This is a genomic window from Brevibacterium sp. FME17 (assembly GCF_014897515.1).
Taxonomy (GTDB): Bacteria; Actinomycetota; Actinomycetes; order Actinomycetales; family Brevibacteriaceae; genus Brevibacterium.
Map to the genome: position 1 here is coordinate 135,143 of NZ_JABUYD010000001.1, position 19,567 is coordinate 154,709.

The 19,567-nt window shown below is 62.1% G+C and carries 18 protein-coding genes; 11 read left to right on the plus strand and 7 right to left on the minus strand.

Annotated elements, in window-relative coordinates; all coding sequences use genetic code 11:
* The first annotated feature begins 211 nt into the window (after window positions 1-211).
* On the plus strand, window positions 212-1,318 hold the full coding sequence (locus INT40_RS00545) for a ferrochelatase (protein WP_193095253.1): 1,107 nt from the start codon (window positions 212-214) through the stop codon (window positions 1,316-1,318).
* Window positions 1,319-1,412: 94 nt separating this feature from the next.
* Here the strand turns inward: INT40_RS00545 and INT40_RS00550 are convergent, their stop codons facing one another.
* Complete coding sequence (locus INT40_RS00550; protein WP_101570481.1) at window positions 1,413-1,640, minus strand: hypothetical protein; 228 nt, start codon at window positions 1,638-1,640, stop codon at window positions 1,413-1,415.
* Between the two features lie 286 nt (window positions 1,641-1,926).
* On the opposite strand from INT40_RS00550, the gene INT40_RS00555 reads away from it, so the two are divergent.
* The gene (locus INT40_RS00555; RefSeq protein ID WP_092107696.1) at window positions 1,927-2,226 is read left to right on the plus strand and encodes a DUF4193 domain-containing protein; all 300 of its coding nucleotides are present in this window, start codon (window positions 1,927-1,929) and stop codon (window positions 2,224-2,226) included.
* A 137-nt stretch (window positions 2,227-2,363) separates the two neighbouring features.
* Here the strand turns inward: INT40_RS00555 and INT40_RS00560 are convergent, their stop codons facing one another.
* Window positions 2,364-2,819: a DUF3093 domain-containing protein gene (locus INT40_RS00560; RefSeq protein WP_101570419.1), complete on the minus strand. Its 456-nt coding sequence runs from the start codon at window positions 2,817-2,819 to the stop codon at window positions 2,364-2,366.
* Between the two features lie 64 nt (window positions 2,820-2,883).
* Between INT40_RS00560 and dut the strand changes: the two genes are divergently transcribed.
* Genes dut through INT40_RS00575 form a run of 3 tightly spaced genes read left to right on the plus strand, consistent with a single transcriptional unit; the run spans window position 2,884 to window position 4,613 of the window.
* Window positions 2,884-3,357, plus strand: coding sequence for a dUTP diphosphatase (gene dut / locus INT40_RS00565; protein ID WP_180958921.1), 474 nt, complete (start codon window positions 2,884-2,886; stop codon window positions 3,355-3,357).
* A 6-nt stretch (window positions 3,358-3,363) separates the two neighbouring features.
* Window positions 3,364-4,233: a DUF3710 domain-containing protein gene (locus INT40_RS00570; protein WP_101570418.1), complete on the plus strand. Its 870-nt coding sequence runs from the start codon at window positions 3,364-3,366 to the stop codon at window positions 4,231-4,233.
* Between the two features lie 5 nt (window positions 4,234-4,238).
* The gene (locus INT40_RS00575; RefSeq protein ID WP_193070421.1) at window positions 4,239-4,613 is read left to right on the plus strand and encodes an OB-fold nucleic acid binding domain-containing protein; all 375 of its coding nucleotides are present in this window, start codon (window positions 4,239-4,241) and stop codon (window positions 4,611-4,613) included.
* A gap of 2 nt (window positions 4,614-4,615) precedes the next feature.
* On the opposite strand, the gene INT40_RS00580 is transcribed toward INT40_RS00575, so the two are convergent.
* Entirely contained in the window at window positions 4,616-5,281 is a 666-nt protein-coding gene (locus INT40_RS00580; protein WP_101570416.1) for a potassium channel family protein, read from the minus strand.
* Complete coding sequence (locus tag INT40_RS00585) at window positions 5,278-5,949, minus strand: potassium channel family protein (RefSeq protein ID WP_101570415.1); 672 nt, start codon at window positions 5,947-5,949, stop codon at window positions 5,278-5,280. The genes INT40_RS00580 and INT40_RS00585 overlap by 4 nt, the downstream gene beginning before the upstream one ends.
* Window positions 5,950-6,085: 136 nt before the next feature.
* On the opposite strand from INT40_RS00585, the gene INT40_RS00590 reads away from it, so the two are divergent.
* A complete protein-coding gene (locus INT40_RS00590) occupies window positions 6,086-7,996 on the plus strand; it encodes an APC family permease (protein ID WP_193095358.1) in 1,911 nt (636 codons plus the stop codon).
* A 6-nt stretch (window positions 7,997-8,002) separates the two neighbouring features.
* Window positions 8,003-9,316, plus strand: coding sequence for a class I SAM-dependent RNA methyltransferase (locus INT40_RS00595; RefSeq protein ID WP_226830484.1), 1,314 nt, complete (start codon window positions 8,003-8,005; stop codon window positions 9,314-9,316).
* A 77-nt stretch (window positions 9,317-9,393) separates the two neighbouring features.
* Here the strand turns inward: INT40_RS00595 and INT40_RS00600 are convergent, their stop codons facing one another.
* A complete protein-coding gene (locus INT40_RS00600) occupies window positions 9,394-9,585 on the minus strand; it encodes a hypothetical protein (protein ID WP_101570413.1) in 192 nt (63 codons plus the stop codon).
* A 275-nt stretch (window positions 9,586-9,860) separates the two neighbouring features.
* On the opposite strand from INT40_RS00600, the gene acnA reads away from it, so the two are divergent.
* Together acnA and dxs are read left to right on the plus strand one after the other, a co-directional pair.
* The gene (gene acnA, locus INT40_RS00605; RefSeq protein ID WP_101570412.1) at window positions 9,861-12,545 is read left to right on the plus strand and encodes an aconitate hydratase AcnA; all 2,685 of its coding nucleotides are present in this window, start codon (window positions 9,861-9,863) and stop codon (window positions 12,543-12,545) included.
* A gap of 628 nt (window positions 12,546-13,173) precedes the next feature.
* Window positions 13,174-15,114 (plus strand): 1-deoxy-D-xylulose-5-phosphate synthase, encoded by a 1,941-nt coding sequence (gene dxs, locus INT40_RS00610; RefSeq protein ID WP_193070422.1) that lies wholly within the window; start codon window positions 13,174-13,176, stop codon window positions 15,112-15,114.
* A gap of 29 nt (window positions 15,115-15,143) precedes the next feature.
* Here the strand turns inward: dxs and INT40_RS00615 are convergent, their stop codons facing one another.
* Both INT40_RS00615 and INT40_RS00620 read right to left on the minus strand, forming a co-directional pair.
* Entirely contained in the window at window positions 15,144-16,319 is a 1,176-nt protein-coding gene (locus INT40_RS00615) for a ribonuclease D (RefSeq protein WP_193095254.1), read from the minus strand.
* Window positions 16,316-16,930 (minus strand): DUF3000 domain-containing protein, encoded by a 615-nt coding sequence (locus INT40_RS00620; RefSeq protein ID WP_101570410.1) that lies wholly within the window; start codon window positions 16,928-16,930, stop codon window positions 16,316-16,318. Before INT40_RS00620 ends, INT40_RS00615 begins: the two co-directional genes overlap by 4 nt.
* A 150-nt stretch (window positions 16,931-17,080) precedes the next feature.
* Between INT40_RS00620 and hemE the strand changes: the two genes are divergently transcribed.
* Together hemE and hemG are read left to right on the plus strand one after the other, a co-directional pair.
* Window positions 17,081-18,127, plus strand: a complete 1,047-nt coding sequence (gene hemE / locus INT40_RS00625) for a uroporphyrinogen decarboxylase (protein WP_193095255.1) — start codon at window positions 17,081-17,083, stop codon at window positions 18,125-18,127.
* Window positions 18,128-18,131: 4 nt separating this feature from the next.
* Window positions 18,132-19,535 carry a protoporphyrinogen oxidase gene (gene hemG / locus INT40_RS00630; protein WP_193095256.1) on the plus strand — a complete coding sequence of 468 codons (1,404 nt, stop codon included), beginning with the start codon at window positions 18,132-18,134 and terminating at the stop codon, window positions 19,533-19,535.
* Window positions 19,536-19,567 lie beyond the last annotated feature (32 nt).

The window sequence follows — 19,567 nt, forward strand, 5'->3', positions numbered from 1 at the left end:
GATTTGCGCGCGAGTCGCGAAATCACGGCTCTCATCGGCGCTTGGCTGGCCGGTTCGGTCGGTGAACACTCTGCTCTAGAGCTTGAGCCGGTCTGCTTGAGGTCCTGAATCGGTCTGTTTGAGGGACTGGGCAGGTCTGATCCGTGAGTGGAACTGGCTCACAGGGCGGACGACAGGCACAGACACTCTACAGGCTGTAAAATCTGTAACTGTGAATAACACTGAACCCATTGACTCTCTCGTCCTCATGTCATTCGGGGGACCGGAGGCTCCAGAAGAAGTCGTCCCTTTCCTCAAGAACGTCACCGCCGGTCGCGGAATACCGGAGGAGCGACTCGAAGAAGTAGGTGAGCACTATTACGGATTCGGCGGAAAGTCGCCCATCAATGATCAGAACAAGGCGCTTCTGCAGGCTCTGCGAGAAGAGCTTGCTCGTCGCGGCATCGACACCCCGCTCATCTGGGGCAACCGCAACTGGGCACCGTATCTGACCGACGAGGTGCGTGCCGAGTCGCAGGCCGGCCGAACTCGATTCCTGTCCATCGACACCTCGGCGTACTCGTCGTATTCTTCGTGCCGTCAGTACCGCGAAGACTTTGCCAAGACCATCGAGGAGCTGTCTGCCGAGGGCACGACCGTCACGATCGATAAGATCCGGCAGTTCTACAACCACCCCGGATATGCCGACGCGTGTGCGCTCCTGCTCAAAGAGGGGCTCGACGACTTCTCGAAGCAGGTCGGTGCTCTTGACGCGAAGCAGCATCGGATCCTCTTCGTCACACATTCGATCCCAGATGTCATGCAGGACGCCTCCGCAGTGGAGACCAGCGGCTATCGCGCACAGCACGAAGAGCTCATGGCCCACCTCATGGATGGGCTGCCAGCGTCCCAAGTGCTTCCCGCCGAGTTGGTGTACTGCTCTCGTTCGGGGTCGCCGGAGGTGCCGTGGCTCGAGCCGGACGTCAACGATCGGATGACGGAACTCGCCGCCGACGGTGTCACCGGGGTGGTCCTCGTTCCGATCGGGTTCATCTCCGATCACATGGAGGTCGTCTTCGATCTCGATACCGAGGCGAAGGAGACGGCTGCCGAACTCGGCTTCGCCTTCACCCGTGTTGCCACCGTCGGAACGCACCCGCTGTTCGTATCGGGACTCGTTGACCTGGTCGAGGAGAGAATCGCACAGCTTCGCAACGAACAGCCTCCGGCTCCGACCATTCCCGGCTCTGCTGCGCTAGTGCCGGGCAGCGGCGCGTGCAGCATCGAGTGCTGTCGCGGACGCATCGAACGGGCGACCGAGCCGAACTGGACAGTCTGAACCAAACGCTCTCCGAGGGTTCCTGGAGATACGAAAATCCCTCCCCTGCCAGTTGTGCAGGGAAGGGATTTTCGGTGTCAGTCTGCCCGGTGAGTCAGGACTCTTCCGGTGCGGGAATGACGGGAATCGCTCCGGTCTCTGCTGTGATGACCGCGGCGATCGGACCAGTGTCCACATCGTTGCGATCGGCAAGTTCCAAGAGATTCTGCAGGTCGTCGATCAGGGTCTCGACGAGGTAGTCGTCCCCATTGGACCGAGCTTCATGAATGCGATGACGGACATCGTCGATCCTGGTATCGAGTTGATTTGCGAATTCACTCATCGTGTATTCGTCCTTCCTCGGGCCGTCTCCCACGCATGGGGCGATCCCAGTTTCATTCACCGACTACATGCTATCGGCGCTATTCGACTTATGCATTCTCGCAGAGCTTTTCGAGAGTCGTATGTGCAGCCCGTCGCATATCGACTCTCCGGTGACGAGAATCACAATGAACATGGACGATCTGATCTTGCCAACAGCACCCATACAGTGCACAATGCTGGGGACACGTTTGGCGAGAGGGGCTGAAAAACCTCTTGAGCACACCCGACAGAGAGCGATGAGCCATATGGCAACGGATTACGACGCACCTCGTAAGCAAGACGATGAAATCAAAAGCGATTCGATTGAACAGCTGAAGGCTTCACGCTCGCAGGCGCAGGCCAGTAAGATTGACGAAGACGAGACTGCAGTTGCGGAAGGGTTCGAACTCCCCGGTGCGGACCTGTCGAACGAAGAGCTCTCCGTTCGAGTGCTGCCCAAGCAGAATGACGAGTTCACCTGTATGGAATGCTTCTTGGTTCGCCATCGCTCACAGCTGGCGAGCGAAGAAGGCGGAGTCCCCATCTGCACGGACTGTGCTGGCTGAATCGGCTGTCGGAAGATACAAGAACGCGCCCTTGTCGGGGCGCGTTTCTGTGTCTCGGATGGGTTCTGGTTCGGGTGCTTCAGCGTGAGTTCCGGTGCGTCAGCGTGATCGAAGCAAGTGCTGTGAGGTGGTGAGGCTCAGGGCTTGAGCGCTGCGGCGAGCTCCATCGGCCGTTTGCTCGAAACCAGCCAGTAGGGCGTCGGGTCGGTCTCATCGTGAATGTCGATCCGCACCGCAGACTTGGCCCAAGGGCGCAGCATGAGGAAGGCTCGAGCGTCGAGGCCCGTACCTCGCGCGGTCCGTGCACCTTCGGCGTCGTAGCCGGTGGCATCAACTACAAAACGGCGATCGATATGTGCGTCACCGACGAAGAGCTGCTGTTCGGTGACGATGATCGAGATCCCGAGTGAACGCAGCCACCACGCCAAGAGGACGAAGCTGATCACCGGAAGGATGATGGTGCCAGCCTTCCACACCGGCAGGACCATGAGCGCGGTCGAAGCCGCAGCGATCACAATGAGAATCCACATGCCGATGGATGGGCCGAGTTTTTCCGTGTAGACCACGCGTGTTTCGGGTTGAGTCGTTGCCATATGGCCATTCTCCCATAACGGACTTTTTGGAAGCGCTCAGGCTTCGGCATTAGAGTGCTTCTTTGTGGCAGGAATCCTGAAGATTGACCTCAAGCTGCTCGATGCAGGCATGACACCTCCCTCGTACGCGCACGCGTCCGATGCAGGTGCCGATCTGTGCTCAGCCATCGACTGCGTCCTCGAACCATTCGAACGGAAGGTCGTGCCCACCGGCATCGCGATCGCCCTTCCTGACCGTTGCGCCGGATTCGTCCATCCGCGCTCGGGTCTCTCGAGCAAACACGGGGTCACCGTGATCAATGCTCCAGGCACGATCGACGCCGGTTACCGTGGTGAGATCAAGGTGCCGCTGATCAACCTGGATGCGCGGGTCCCTGTGCGCATCTCGCGTGGAGACCGTATTGCTCAGCTCATCATCCAAGAAATCAAACAAGCAGACTTCACCCTGGTCGATTCGCTGGACGACAGCGATCGCGGCGCAGGGGGCTTCGGCTCCACAGGTGGAGTACAAGCAGGTCTGACCGAGAGAGAGGTGTGAACGACCATGGGACTGTTCTCCCGATTCTCCAAAAAATCCTCCGCTGAGAAGATCGACGACACCGTCGACGAGGAGCACGGCGTCGACGATGCTGTGACAAATGACACAGACGCCGGCGACTCCGCCGACACTGACTCGGATGAGACCGCCACGAGCGCAACCGCTGACGCGAAGATCGACGAAGACTCCGAGGACATGACGAGCGACGACGAGCTCGACGAGGAGGCCCTGCTCGAGAAGTCAGCTCCCTACGATCGTGCAGAGAAGGGCCCGTTCGACGCTGCAGAAGACTTCCCTGAGCTCAACCGACTCGACTTGGGCGCTCTCAAGGTGCCCGTTGTCGACGGCATGCAGGTGCGCCTGGACACCGACGACGACTCTCAGCGCGTGCTGGCAGTGACACTCATTCATGAAGGCGGCGGGATCCAGCTGCAGGCCTTCGCAACACCACGCTCAGAGGGCCTGTGGAACACCGTGCGCAAACAGTTGGCGGACGGAGTCACCTCCCAGGGTGGTGAAGCCTCGGAGCTGCACACCTCACTGGGCCGAGAACTCGCAGTCGAAGTTCCCGCCAAAACCGAGGACGGCCGACCTGGAAAGCGTTCCATGCGCTTCGCCGGAGTCGACGGACCACGCTGGTTCGTCCGTGCGGTGTTCTCCGGCAAGGCCGTCACGAACGAAGAGATCCGGTCCGAACTCAGTGCACTCTTCCGCGGCGTCATCGTCGACAGAGGACAGGAGGCGATGGCTCCACGCGAGCTCATCGTGCTCACCGCGCCCGAGGTCGACGGAGATCCTGAGGACGAGGCTGGGGACGAGAACAAGGACGAACTCAATCCGTTTGAACGCGGCCCGGAAATCACCGAGGTTCGCTGAGTCCCATGCTGGACGTCATCACACGCTTCATGCGTGACTTCGGCTCCAGAGATGCTGAGGCCCGGGCCGACCTGAGACTGGTGTCCCAGATTCCTGGCGTCATCAGCGTCCAGGACCTCAACCCACGGCAGATGTCGAGGGTCGCCGGTGTCGTCAGCGCTGTGACGCAGTCATGCAGCGGAGACAATCCTAGTCTGCACATCACGGTTGCCGATGGGACCGGGGAGGTCCACGCACAGTTCTTGGGCCGCCGTGAGATCAGTGGAATCAGACCCGGTGCCCTGATCGTCCTAGAGGGGCGCTTCTGCGCTCACGACGGAGCGTTGAAGGCCCACAACCCGGTCTATGAACTGATCCATACCCGCGACGACCACGAGTGAGCTCATTCGGCGGGAGCCTGCAGCAGTTCGAGCAGTGCGCCTTCCTGATCCGGTGAGGAGAGGAAGAACAGCTCGTCTCCTGCTTCGATCACGTCATCGGAGCTGGGCGCGAATGCCCGCGAGTTGCGGATGACGGCGACGAGCACAGTGTCGAGTGGGAAGGCGATGTCGCCGATCCGTGAGGCGACGAGCGCGGAGGATTCGTGGACGGTGAACTCCATCAGTCCCGCCTGGCCACGTTCGAAGCTCATCAGATGCACAAGGCCGCCGACCTCGACAGCCTCCTCGACCAGGGCAGTCATCAGTCGCGGAGTCGACACCGCCACGTCGACGCCCCAGTTCTCGTCGAAGAGCCACTCGTTCTTCGGATTATTCACCCGCGAAACGGTGCGCGGAACACCGAACTCCGTCTTGGCCAACAGCGACAGAACGAGATTTGTCTTGTCATCACCGGTCGCGGCGACGACGACATCGGCCTCTTCGAGTTTGGCCTCGCCCAATCCAGCCAGCTCGCAGGCATCCGAGAGCAGCCATTCGGCACCTGGTATGCGCTCATGACCCAGAGCTTCCTTGCTCTGATCGATGAGCATGACCGAGTGCTTCTTGTCGAGGAGCTCCCGGGCCACTGACCGACCGACTGACCCTGCCCCTGCGATGACGACTCTCATTCTTCCTCCATTGCTCGCACCGGCTGGTCCAGAATCTTCTCGATCTCGCCGAGGCGGTCCACCGGACACATCAGATGAACCAGGTCCCCGTCCTGGAGGAGCAGATCCTCATGAGCGAGGATGCCCTCGGAGAGTCGAGTGACGTAGGCGACGCGGGCCTTGGTCCTCGTCTCAATCTCCCTGATGGGCCTGGCCACCCAGCCGGGATCGAGATGGACTTCGGCGAGAACGAGCCTGCCGGAGGGCTCGCGGAATTCGGTGATCGATCCCTGCGGAACGAGTTTGCGCATCACTTGATCGGCTGTCCACCGCACCGTGGGAACGGTCGGAATGCCCAGTCGCTCAAAGACCTGGGCACGGTTGGGATCGTAGATTCTGGCAGCGACGTTGGCCACACCGAAGGTCTCCCGGGCGACACGCGCGGCGAGGATATTGGAATTGTCGCCGCTGGACACGGCGGCGAAGGCATAGGCGTCCGAGGTCTTCGCCTGAGACAGAGTCTCACGGTCGAACCCGATGCCTGTGATGGTGGAACCGCTGAAATCTCGACCGAGCTTGAGGAATGCATCGGGGTCGCGGTCGACCACTGCCACCGAGTGCCCGTTAGCATCGAGGGCTTTGGCCAAGGACGCTCCGACTCGCCCGCAGCCCATAATCACGAAGTGCATGGGTAATCCTCTCCGCATTGATCTACCATTAGTGCCCGTGGCCAGCAGTTTTTCTGATGCCGTCAAAAGACTACTCGTTGGACGGCCCTTCCGCAGTGAGGACAGGCGTACGCCGGCGCTGAAGAAGCGCATCGCGATGCCCGTCTTCGCCTCCGACATGCTCTCGTCCGTGGCCTATGCCCCCGACGAGATCCTGTTGGCGCTGTCCCTGACCTCCCTCGTCGCCCTCACCGTGGCGCCCTGGATCGGTGTGGCCGTCGGCGCTGTGATCCTCGTGATCGTCGCCTGCTACCGCATCAACGTCAAGGCCTACCCCTCCGGCGGCGGTGACTACGAGGTCGCATCGAAGAACCTCGGACCCCGTGCCGGTCTGGTTGTCGCCGCGGCTCTGCTGGTGGACTACGTGCTGACCCTGGCCGTGTCGATGACGGTCTTCGCGGCCTACATCACGACGGCCTTCCCGCTCCTGGCCCCCTACCGCGTCCCCGTGGCGATCATCGGGATCCTGCTCATCACCCTGGCCGGGCTGCGCGGTTCACGTGCCACGCCGGTGCTGCTGGCAGTCCCGACTTACCTGTTTCTGGGCGCAGTCTTCCTCACCATGTGTGTGGGACTGCTGCGGGTCGGCGCCGGAGACCTCCCACAGGCGGAGACAGCCAGCTACACCATCGCTCACAGCGGAATCAACGACGAAGCCACGCTGGGGCTGGCGACGGTCCTCATCGTCCTACGTGCCTTCTCCTCGGGATCGGTGGCATTGGCCGGTGTTCAGACGGTGGCCACAGCGGTGCCCGCCTTCAAGAAGCCACGCGGCAAAAATGCCGGCAACACCCTGCTGCTCTCGGGCCTGTTGGCGGCCATGATGCTCACCGGTCTGACGTATCTGGCTTCGGTGACCGGGGTCAAATACGTCGACGATCCTCATCTCTACCTCGTGCGACCCGATGGCAGCGCGGTCAGTGCCGAATACGAACAGGAACCCGTCCTCGCACAGCTGGCACACGCCATCTTCGACAACGCGCCCGTGATGTTCTACGTTGTGGTGCTCGTCGCGGCCCTTGTGCTGCTCGTCGCCGCCAACACCGCCGTCGAAGGATTCCCCGGTCTGGCCTCACGGCTGGCGCGTGATGGATTCCTGCCCAGACAGCTGGCGACGAAGGGCGACCGGCTGACGTTCTCCAACGGCATCCTGCTCTTGGCCTTCGCCGCAATCCTGCTCGTCATCGCAACCCGGGCCTCAGCGACGACGCTGATTCAGCTCTACCTCGTCGGTGTCTTCGCCAGCTTCGTCGTCGGACAAGCGGGCATGGTCCTGCACTGGAACAAGCGCCTGCGGCTGGTCATCGACTCGAAGGCGCGGGTGCGGATGCACCTCAACCGACTCGTCAACGGGGCCGGCTGCATCATCGCCTCTGGCGTGCTGCTCGTCGTCATCGTCTCCAAATTCCTCGCCGGTGCCTGGCTCGCGGTCGCGGCGATGGCCGGACTGTTCCTGATCATGGGCGCGATCCACCGCCACTACTCGCGCGTTGCCCGGGAACTGGCCCCGGAGGCTGACGGCGGCTCGCGGACAATCCCGTCGAATACCCACGCGATCGTCGTCGTCAATGAGATCAACAAGCCGACGCTGCGAGCTCTCTCCTACGCCCGAGTGACCCGTTCCAGCCAACTCGAGGCCATCACCGTCGCCATCGATGAGGATTCGGCCGGGGCACTGCAACGGCAGTGGAACGAAATGGCTCTGCCTGTGCCGCTGACGGTTCTCGATTCGCCCTACCGAGAGCTGGTCCGGCCGCTGTTGGCACACGTGCTCGCGATCCGCCGCAGGTCCCCGCGTGACCTCGTCATCGTCTACATTCCCCAATACATCGTGGGACGCTGGTGGGAGCACATTCTGCACAACCAAGTAGCCTTGAAGCTGCGCACTCGTCTGCTGTTGGTCCCCAACGTCGTCGTGGTCTCTGTACCCTGGCGGTTGCGTTCCTTCTCCCGGCAGTACGGCGGCGACGGACCCGAAAACGACAATCCTCTGTACAGACAGGCTTGAACACTGATGAGCGCACCCTCAGCCGAAGCGATCCCGCCGATGGATCTGACCCTGCACATCGAGAGCCCCGCCGCTGGCGGCAGCAGCATTGCTCGCCACGAGGGACAGGTCGTCTTCGTCACCGGAGCCATTCCTGGGGAGACTGTGCGTGCTCGCACCGAGGCAGGACCGGCAGCGAAGTTCCTGCGCGCCGACGTCACCGAGGTGCTCGAAGCCTCGGAATTCCGCGTTGCTGACCGGCGCTCACATTTCCTCGCCGGCGAGGCCAGCCAAGGGCCGCTCTTCGGCGGAATGGAGTACGCCCATGTCGATCTCGCCCACAGTCGTGATCTCAAAGCCGAGATCCTGCACGATCAGCTCTCCCGCATCGGACATATCGATCGCAGCGTCGACGTTGCAGCCGCGCCGGGGGAGAGCAGCGGACTGAACTGGCGGACCCGAGTTCAGCTCGCTGTCGACGCCGACGGCCGGCTGGGGATGCTGGCACCGCGTTCCCATGATGTCGTGCCCCTGTCCATGGCCCCGTTGGCGACTTCTGCCATCGCCGAGGTTGCCCTGTCCTCGCTGTGTCTGCCGGGTGCCGATCGGCTCGAGTTCGTCTGGTCAGGTGAGCGCGGAGCAGCGATTGTGCGCGGAGACTGTGAGCGCTCGGCTCTCACCGACCTCGCCGAGGCTTTGCCTGCGCACTGGTCGGTGCTCGCCGATGCGCGCAACGGCATCGGACGCAAGGGCGCAGGCACCAAGGGTGGTCATTCGAAGCTGGGCATGGTCAGAGGAGATGACCACCTGATCGAAACGGTCTCCGGGCGTGACTACCGAGTCGCGGCTGATGGTTTCTGGCAGGTCCACGAGCAGGCGCCTGAGCTGCTGAGCGCTCAGGTCAACTCTGCGCTCGATGAGCAGACTCGGATGATCACGGATCTCTACTGCGGTGTCGGGCTGTTGGGAATCAGCGCCGCCAACGCCACCGGTGCCCGCCTCTACGGAGTTGAGGGTGCGAAGTCGGCCATCGAGAACGCGAAGGTGAACGCGAAGGGCCTCAAGGCGGCCTTCGACGCCGCCCGGGCAGACCGCGTGAGCATTCCGAACTCCGACGTCATCATCCTCGATCCACCGCGTTCCGGCGCTGGCAAAGCCGTCACCAGGGCACTTCTCGAATCGAGTGCGAAGACGATCATCTATGTCTCCTGCGACGCCGCCACTCTGGCACGCGACCTCGCGGTCCTGGTCAATGGTGGATTCACCATCGAGGGCCTCCGCGGCTTCGACCTGTTTCCGCTCACCGCACACGTGGAAACGGTCACCGTCCTCAGACGATGACCGTATCCGGCCGTCGGCCCACCTCGGCGACCTGGGGCGCCATCGGGACCTGAACCCATCTCGGCGAGGGTGGGTTGTCAGACTCGGGACTTCTGGGGGAGGAGAACGAGGACGATGAGCGCGATGAAGGTGGTCAGGAAGCCCCATAGGCCCCACCATCCTGAGGAGCGGCCCTTCTCACTGGCCAATGTTCGACAGATGACAGCGAAGATGATGCCCACGAGGAGTGCACCGAATCCGAATCCGGCTCCGAGGGTGAACGGGTCCATGAATGCTCCTAGTCCGCAGCGGCTGATATGACTCCAGATTAGGGACTTGCGGCACCTCTTCGCGCGGGAGTTGTCCGGACTGTGACTTGGGGAAAACCCGATTCTCAGTTCACCGACAGGCCACTGTCCGAAGGTGGTCAAGGGCGACCAAATGAGATAGAATTTATCTTGACGTCAAGATACTTTTGGAAACATTTGTGTCGCGTAAATCGGTGCGCGGCTCACGGGCTTGCCCGGTTTCTTGGATGAGTGTCGGATGAAACAGGAGAATCACGATGAGCAACGTCGATACGTTCAAATCGAAGAGCACCCTGACCGTAGGCGAAACGGATTATGAGATCTATCGCCTGGATCAGGTCCCAGGGTCAGAGAAGCTTCCCTTCAGCCTCAAGGTGCTGATGGAGAATCTGCTGCGCACTGAAGACGGTGCGAATATCACTTCGGAGCATATCGAAGCCCTCGGCAACTGGGATCCCAGTGCCGAACCGGCTACGGAAATTCAGTTCACCCCCGCCCGTGTGGTCATGCAGGACTTCACCGGCGTGCCCTGTATCGTCGACCTCGCGACAATGCGCGAGAAGGTCGTCGAGCTCGGCGGAAAGCCGGAGCAGGTCAACCCGCTGGCTCCGGCCGAGCTGGTCATCGACCACTCGGTTCAGATCGATAACTTCGGCACCGCCGAAGCGATCGAGCTGAACATGGACATGGAATACAAACGCAATGGTGAGCGCTACCAGTTCCTGCGCTGGGGCCAGACGGCCTTTGACGACTTCAAGGTCGTTCCTCCAGGCATGGGCATCGTCCACCAGGTCAACATCGAGCACCTCGCACGCGTCGTCATGCCGCGTGAGGTCGACGGTGTTCTCCGCGCCTACCCAGATACCCTGGTCGGCACCGACTCCCACACCACCATGGTCAACGGCCTCGGTGTCCTCGGTTGGGGCGTCGGCGGCATCGAGGCTGAGGCAGCCATGCTCGGCCAGCCCGTCTCAATGCTCATCCCTCGCGTCGTCGGCTTCAAGCTGACCGGCGAGATCCCTGCCGGTGTGACCGCAACGGACGTCGTGCTCACGATCACCGATATGCTGCGCCAGCACGGAGCCGTCGGAAAGTTCGTCGAGTTCTACGGTGAGGGTGTCTCCGCTGTGCCGCTGGCCAACCGCGCCACGATCGGCAACATGAGCCCCGAGTTCGGTTCGACCGCCGCGATCTTCCCGATCGACGAAGTGACCATCGACTACATGAAGCTCACCGGTCGTTCGCCCGAGCAGATCCAACTGGTTGAGGACTACGCCAAGGCCCAGGGCCTGTGGCATGACCCCAGCAACGAAGTTGAGTACTCGGAGTACATTGAACTCGATCTCTCCAGCGTCGTGCCTTCGATCTCAGGACCGAAGCGCCCGCAGGACCGCATCGAACTCTCCGACGCGAAGAACCAGTTCGCCAAGGACATCCACAACTACGCAAAGCCCGGCGAAGAGAACAACTCGGCTCCGGTCACCACCGGCGATGGATCCAGCTTCGAACTGGCCAACGGTGCTGTGGCGATCGCTTCGATCACCTCGTGCACCAACACCTCGAACCCCTCGGTGATGATGGCTGCAGGCCTCCTGGCCCGCAACGCCCGCAAGCGCGGACTCAACTCCAAGCCATGGGTCAAGACCTCCATTGCACCGGGGTCGAAGGTCGTCACCGAGTACTACAAGAAGGCCAACCTCATTGAGGACCTCGAAGCACTCAACTTCTTCGTCGTCGGCTACGGCTGCACCACCTGCATCGGAAACTCCGGACCGCTGGATTCCGACATCTCGCAGAGCATCCAGGACAACGACCTGGCAGTCTCTGCAGTCCTCTCGGGCAACCGTAACTTCGAGGGCCGCATCAGCCCTGATGTGAAGATGAACTACCTGGCTTCGCCTCCTCTGGTCATCGCCTATGCTCTGGCGGGAACCATGGACTTCGACTTCGAGAACCAGCCTCTGGGCCAAGACTCGGAGGGCGTGGACGTCTACCTCAAGGATCTGTGGCCATCGCCAGAAGAGGTCGAGTCGGTCATCGCCTCCTCAATCTCGACAGATATGTTCGACGAGGAATACGGCCGCATCTTCGAAGGCGACGACCGCTGGAAGGCGCTGCAGACACCTGAAGGTGCGATCTTCGAGTGGGACGACGAGTCGACCTACGTGCGCAAACCAACCTTCTTCGACGGAATGGGCCTGGAAGCAGAACCCGTTTCCGACATCAAGGGCGCCCGCGTGCTTGCGAAGCTCGGCGACTCGGTCACCACCGACCACATCTCGCCTGCAGGTTCCTTCAAGGCCGACACGCCGGCCGGCAAGTACCTCATCGATCACGGTGTCGAGCGCAAGGACTTCAACTCCTTCGGCTCACGTCGTGGCAACCACGAGGTGATGATCCGCGGCACGTTCGCGAACATCCGCCTGCAGAACCAGCTCCTCGACGGAGTTCAGGGTGGCTTCACCCGTGACTTCACACAGGAGGGCGGTCCACAGACCACGATCTTCGATGCTTCTGTGAACTACGCGAAGAACGACACCCCACTGGTCATCCTCGGTGGCAAGGAATACGGTTCGGGATCCTCGCGTGACTGGGCAGCCAAGGGCACGAAGCTGCTCGGCGTCGAGGCCGTCATCACCGAGAGCTTTGAGCGCATCCACCGCTCGAACCTCATCGGCATGGGCGTTGTTCCGCTGCAGTTCCCCGTCGGTGAGTCCGCTGACTCGCTGGGACTCGATGGCACGGAGACCTTCTCGATCTCCGGTATCACCGAGCTCAACGAAGGCACCACACCCAAGACTGTCAAGGTCTCGGCAGAGAAGGAAGACGGCACCACCGTCGACTTCGACGCAGTGGTCCGCATCGACACCCCGGGTGAAGCCGATTACTACCGTAACGGCGGCATCCTGCAGTACGTGCTGCGTCAGCTCGCGACTGCTTGATCTGAAACCGTCGTCCCTGTGGCGACGACTCGGTCTGACCGAGTTCAGGTCTGACTGAGTTCAGGTCTGACTGAGTTCAGGCCTGACCGACGAAGGCCGGTGGGATCATCCCACCGGCCTTCGTTATACCCGCACGTGCTCAACGCTTGTGTCTATTCGGCCAGGTCGCAACGGCCTCAGCCGGTTGCACAGGTCGTTGCGCCAAGCGTCACAACCTCCCGCGAGCTGCACGTTCTACCCTCGCCGCCTATCGTCATCATTGCTGCCAACTCCTACCACCAGCTGCACAATGTTCGCCGTCAGCACCTAAGACAACCTCTGCTGGGGCTGTTATTGCAAGTAACGGTGTTGGGTGCTGGGGGAGTGCTCGCGACTGAGATCGGAAATGCAGACCCTCTGCTGCCTGCCAAGTTGACGCCCGGATGCCTACGACGCGGAAACCCAGGTGCCTCCGACCCGGAAACCCTGGCACCTGGAGAACAAAAAGTCCCCTGTGCCTGTGGAACCAGACACACTCGACATCTGCCGAACCCGGGGATGAACCAACTCTGGTCCGTGAAGCGTTAAGATGATCCGAGCGGAAATTGCAGTATCAGACCATCTATTGTGCATTCAGGAGCGAGGTCGAATGACATTCCTCGAGTCGATGAACTCGCCATCACAGCTGCGTGAACTCGACGACGCCGAGTGCGAAGTTCTGGCGAAGGAGATCAGGGACTATCTGGTCACCACGGTTGCCGGCACAGGTGGTCACCTGGGGCCCAACCTCGGCGTGGTCGAACTCACCGTGGGCCTGCATCGCGTGTTCGAGTCCCCTCACGACACGATCCTCTTCGATGTCGGCCACCAGACGTACGTGCACAAACTCCTCACCGGTCGCATGGGGGACTTCTCTAGTCTGCGCCAGCGCGACGGACTCTCGGGATACCCCAGTCGGGCCGAGAGCGTACACGATGTCATCGAGAACTCGCATGCTTCGGCATCGCTGTCCTGGGCCGACGGAATCGCCAAGGCTCATCAGCTCCAGGGCGAAAGCGACCGCCACGTCGTCGCCGTCATCGGTGACGGCGCACTGACCGGTGGCATGGCCTGGGAAGCTCTCAACACCATCGCCGCCGACAAATCGACGCCACCGCGCAAGCTCATCATCGTCGTCAACGACAACGGCCGCTCCTATGCACCGACGGTCGGCGGGTTCGCAGAACACCTCGACGAACTGCGCACCACCACCGGATACGAGAAGCTCCTGTCCTGGGGCAAATCGACGCTTCGGCAGTCGGGCGCACCCGGACGAGCCGCGTACAGTGCCATCCACGGGGTCAAACGAGGACTCAAGGACATGGTCTCCGCGGATCAGGCCGGAATGTTCGACGAGCTCGGCATCAAGTACCTCGGGCCAGTCGACGGTCATGACCTGCCGATGGTCGAGAAGGCGCTGCAGCGGGCCAAACAGTACGATGGCGGTCCCGTCATCGTGCATATGATCACCCAGAAGGGCCAGGGCTACGACCCAGCGATCAACGACGATGCCGATCAGTTCCACTCCGTGGGCGTCATCGACCCTACGACCGGTAAGTCGTCTCCGTCGAAGCAGACCTCATGGACCTCGGTCTTCGGTCAGGAGGTCCTCCAGATCGCACAGTCCCGGGATGACATCGTCGCCGTCACCGCGGCAATGCTCCTGCCCGTGGGCCTTGCGAAGTTCGCCGAGGTGTACCCGGAGCGGGTCTTCGACGTCGGCATCGCCGAACAGCATGCAGTCACCTCCGCGGCCGGACTTTCCTACGGCGGACTGCACCCCATCGTGTGCATCTACGCGACGTTCCTCAACCGCGCTTTCGACCAGATGCTCATGGACGTGGCCCTGCACGGTCAGGGAGTCACTTTCGTCCTCGACCGGGCCGGAATCACCGGTCCCGACGGTGCCAGCCATCACGGGATCTGGGATATGGCGATGCTGCGCATCGTGCCTGGTCTCAAACTCGCGGCGCCTCGTGATGCCGCTCGTCTGACGGAAGAACTGGGCGAAGCTGTCGCCATCGAGGACGCACCCACCGTGATCCGATTCCCGCGCGGAAGTGTGGGAACGGACATTCCGGCGCTGCGTCGCCTTGATGATGGTGTCGACGTTCTGCGCGAGGTGCCTACAGGCACCGCCAAGGATGTGCTCATCGTTTCCGTCGGTCCGTTCGCCGGGCGAGCCCAGGAAGTCGCCGAAGAGTTGGCCGACCAGGGCATCGCGTCGACGATCGTCGACCCGCGTTGGGTACTGCCTGTGCCGGGCAGCGTCATCGACATGGCTGTTGAGCACAGTCTCGTTGCGGTGATCGAAGACGGTGTCAAGGTCGGCGGAATCGGTTCACAGGTCCGCAGCGATCTGCGTGCCGCCGACTCTCGCGTCGGAGTCCTCGAACTCGGAGCACCCGATGAGTTCCTGCCGCAGGGCACTCGCGACGAGATCCTCGAATACGCGGGACTTGACGTGGACACCATCGTTTCCGAGATCGTTCATATCCTGCCCGCAGATGTCAGGAACCGCGCTCAGCAGGGATCCCGCAGAGCAGTCTGACTGCGTGTCTGGGCCCTAGGTCGGCAGGTTCAGGCTGCGGGTAGTGTCTCGATGGTGCCTTTGAGCACCGGTGCGCTCAGCTCGACCTGCCACTTCCTGGCTCCACGCTCGAAGAGGAACTCTTCGACGTCGACTCGCGGCTGTGCGCCGAGTGCCTTGACGATGGCCGGCTGCAACAGCACGTCGTGGGGAATTGCGTGTTCTTCGGCCAGCTCTGCCATCGCAGATTTAAGAGCCGCCACTCGTTCCTTGATGTCTGTGTGACTGAACGGCGTCCGTGTCTGAACTGCGTTGGCTTCCCTTCTGCCAGGCAACTCGTCAACCGTCAGCCGAGTCGCCTTGCGGTAGGCCCGGAAGAGTCGTCCGGCGTCTGCGCGCGAGAGCCTGGGCCACGTCGCCATGATGTCGTCGCTGGACTGGATCCGTGACTGAGCCAAGGCGATCAGATCCCGATCGCGCAGGATACGCGAGGGAGCATTGTCAGTTTCCGAGGCCATCTCGTCACGGGCCGTCCACAGCTCCCGCACTTTGGCGATATCCTTGCGAGACTTGAGCTTGGTCAATCCGTGAGTCCGGCGCCAGGGCTCGGCGAAGTGCTTGGGCTCGAAATCGAGAAGATGCTCGAACTCCTGCCGTGCGAACTCCCACTTATCGGCTTCGACGAGAGCATCGTGGAGAATGTCGCGAATAGGCAGCAGAACCTCGACGTCGAGGGCGGCATAATTGAGCCATTCCTGGGGCAGTGGGCGCTTCGACCAGTCGGCCGCCGAATGCTCCTTGGCCAGGCGAACACCGAGAGTCTTCTCGGCCACGGCCGCCAGACCGAATTTGTCCCACCCGAGCATCCGAGCAGCGAGCTCGGTGTCGAAGAGCACTTCCGGTCGCATCCCGCGCTCTTGCAGGCAGGGCAGATCCTGAGTCACAGAGTGTATGACCCATTCGTCTCCACCGAATGCAGAGTTGAGGGGGCTGAGGTCCTCAAGCACTTCGGAGTCGAGGAGGAAGGTGCCAGCATTCTCGCGTCGCAGCTGAACCAGGAAGGCGCGCTGACCGTATCTGATGCCTGATGCACGCTCGGCATCGATGGCGATGGGGCCGGATCCATGTGCGAGCTCGTCGCAGGCCCTAGAGAATTCGGCTGAGGAGTCGACGAGCGGCGGAACGCCATGAGCGGGTGTGGCCAAGAGCGGTAGTTCGGTTGTCATCGACGTCGCCCGGGCAGGGCTGAAACTCCTTCAGGAAGCGGTGGCAGTCCGGCAACTGTGCACAGCAGATCGATCCAGGCTTCGAAGTGATCGCCGATCAGTTCCGGCTCCGCGATCACGGGGGTCCATGAAGCGCGCAACTCCAAGTCTATCGTGGACGACCGATCGGCAAGAGTGCCGAAGCTCTCAGAGAGGACGCGGGTTGTCGTGCCACCGGCGGCGACGACCTCACAGTCATTCGACTCGAGGGCCTCTTCGAGCCAGGTCCAGGCGACCGGACCGAGCATCGTCTCATTGCCGAGCTCGTGCTCGAGTTCGGCACGAATATAGGAAACGACTCGGAACTGACCCTCCCACTCCTCAGGAGAGCTGGGATCATAGAGGACCACGATACGGCCGGTAGCCAACTCTTCGATCGCCTCACCGGTGGCATGCAGGAAAGTCTCATCGGCCCTGACTTCGGCACCCAGAGCATAGGAATACGGCGCCAAACGGGCCGGCGCAGGTATTTCGGAAATCGAGACGTTGCTCGTGTTCCGAGCTTCGCGCAGAACCGAGGTCGCGGCGGAGAACTCCGACGGAATGCGATTGAGAGGTGAGGTGTTGACCACACTTGCCACGATAGATCAGGCCAGGGTAGAGGTGAATCGTCCACGCCGTGGCGGGACCAAGAGTTTTCGCCCGCACCTGCGATCAAGACACGGCGTCTTGAAACCGAAACCCGGTGGGCATTGATCTGCTTGTGATGGGAGGATGGGGGCATGACTTCAACCTTGTTGCCCGCCCTGCGCGGAGAGCAGATTGCGCACACTCCGGTCTGGTTCATGCGGCAGGCCGGCCGTTCACTTCCCGAATATCGCGAGCTGCGTGCAGGCACCGCGATGCTCGATGCCTGCCGAACCCCGGAATTGGTCTCAGAGATCACTCTGCAGCCGGTGCGACGACACGGTGTGGACGCCGCCATCTTCTTCTCCGACATCGTGGTTCCGTTGCAGGCAGCCGGTGTCGATGTCGAGATCGTCCCCGGCACCGGACCCGTGATCGCGAACCCGATCCGCAGCCGCGCCGACATCGATGCACTGGCCGAGCTCGAACCCGACCAGATCCCCGACATCGCGGAATCGATCGGTCGGATCATCGAAGAACTCGGCCAGGAAACCCCGCTCATCGGCTTCGCCGGTGCTCCCTTCACGCTGGCCAGCTACCTCATCGAAGGCGGGCCGAGCAAGAACCATGAGAAGACGAAGTCCCTCATGGCCGCAGAGCCGGAGACCTTCTCCCTGCTGCTGAGCAAGCTCGCTCGGATCTCATCGACGTTCCTCGACGTTCAGCTCAACGCTGGCGCCTCCGCATTCCAGCTCTTCGACTCATGGGCCGGATACCTGTCCCGGCGCGATTACGAAGCCCACGTGTTCGAGCACTCCAGCGCGGTCTTCGAATCGTTGCGCCATCACGAGGTGCCCAGCATCCACTTCGGCGTCCAGACAGGGGAGCTCCTGACCTCCATGTCGCGGGCCGGCTCCACCGCCGTCGGCGTCGACTTCCGCGTCGACCTGGCCGATGCCTCGACACGAGTCCAGCCGGAGCAGCCCCTGCAGGGCAACCTGGATCCGGCTCTGCTCTTCGCCCCCTGGGAAGCTCTGGCACCGCGCATCGAAGAGATCGTGCGGCAGGGCCTGGACCATGAGGCCGGTTTCGTCTTCAACCTCGGTCACGGAGTCCTCCCCGACACCGATCCCGAAGTGCCCGGACGGATCGTCGCCGAAGTCCACCGCATCTCCGCAGAGATTCTGGCCGCACGGGGCTGAGCCGATGAGTCACATCACGATCGTCGGGGGAGGCATCTCCGGTCTTGTCACCGCCTATCGCCTTGCCCCCGACCATCAGGTCACTCTCCTCGAAGCAGATGCGCGCCTCGGTGGGTGTCTGCACTCGACGAACCTGGGTGGGACTGTGCCCGTGGGACTCGACACCGGTGCCGAAGCCAGTCTCTACCGTCGCCCGGAGACGAAGGACCTCGTCGCTGAACTCGGTCTGGACACCGAATTCCCCTCGACTGTGCACAGTTCGCGAGTTCTGTCGAAGGGGCAACTCCACGCGATTCCCAAACGCACAGTCATGGGAGTGCCCGGCAATGCTGCCGAGGTCAGGGACCTCCTCGGCGCCTCCGCCACGGACCGGGTCGCTCATGAGGTCATCACCGCTCCGATCGCCGGTCAGGACGTCTCCTTGGGAGAGTTCCTGGCAGACCGCCTCGGCGCCGACCTCGTTGATACGCTCATCGACCCGCTGCTCGGGGGAGTGTATGCCGGACGGTGCCGTGACCTGTCACTTGCATCGACCGTGCCCGCCCTGCTGCCGGCTGCACTCGAGGGAACCTCGGTGCTCGAACTTGTTTCCAGCCTGCTCGCCGCACGTGACGCACAATCCGCGGCACTTGCACGGGGAGAGAACCCACAACCTGTGTTCATGTCTCTCATCGGAGGGATCAACCGCCTCGTCCCGGCCCTTGAAGAACGCATCCGTGCCCACGGCGGTACGATCCACACCGGCACACACGTGAAATCCGTGCAGTCCGAGAACGGACAATGGACGGTGGCCACTGTGGACGACAGCCTGGAATCCGATGCGGTCGTCCTGGCCACTCCCGCACATGTGACGAAGCATCTGCTCGCCGAGGCGGCCCCTCAATCCGCTTCATTGCTGGCATCCGTGCCCTACGCTTCGACCGCACTGATCCCGGCCCTCGTCGAGGTTGGGGATCGGGGGCTCGAAGGATCTGGATTCCTCGTCCCACCGACGGAGAAGTCATTCATCAAGGCCTCGACGTTCGTCTCGAACAAATGGCCGTGGCTGGGCGAGCGCATTCCTGAGGGCACAGCCCTGATCCGGATGAGCATCGGGCGATACGGTGACGGGCCGGGAGGCTGGCAAGAGTGGGAGGACGACGAGCTCATCGCCCGTGCCTTTGAGGATTGGCAGGCCATCGCCGAGCGCGGATCGGATCGGCTCATCGCAGCAGAGGCACACCGGTGGGAACGCGCGCTGCCCCAGTACCTGCCGGGCCACGCCGAGACGGTGGAGAGAATCGATGCGGACATCGCCGACATCGCCGGTCTCGAACTGGCAGGTTCGGCCTACTTCGGCGTCGGCATCCCCGCTTGCATCGATCGTGCCGAAACGGTGGCCCAGAGAATCACAGCCGCCCAGACGTGAACTTCACTTAAAGCTCTAGCATTTCACCGAAA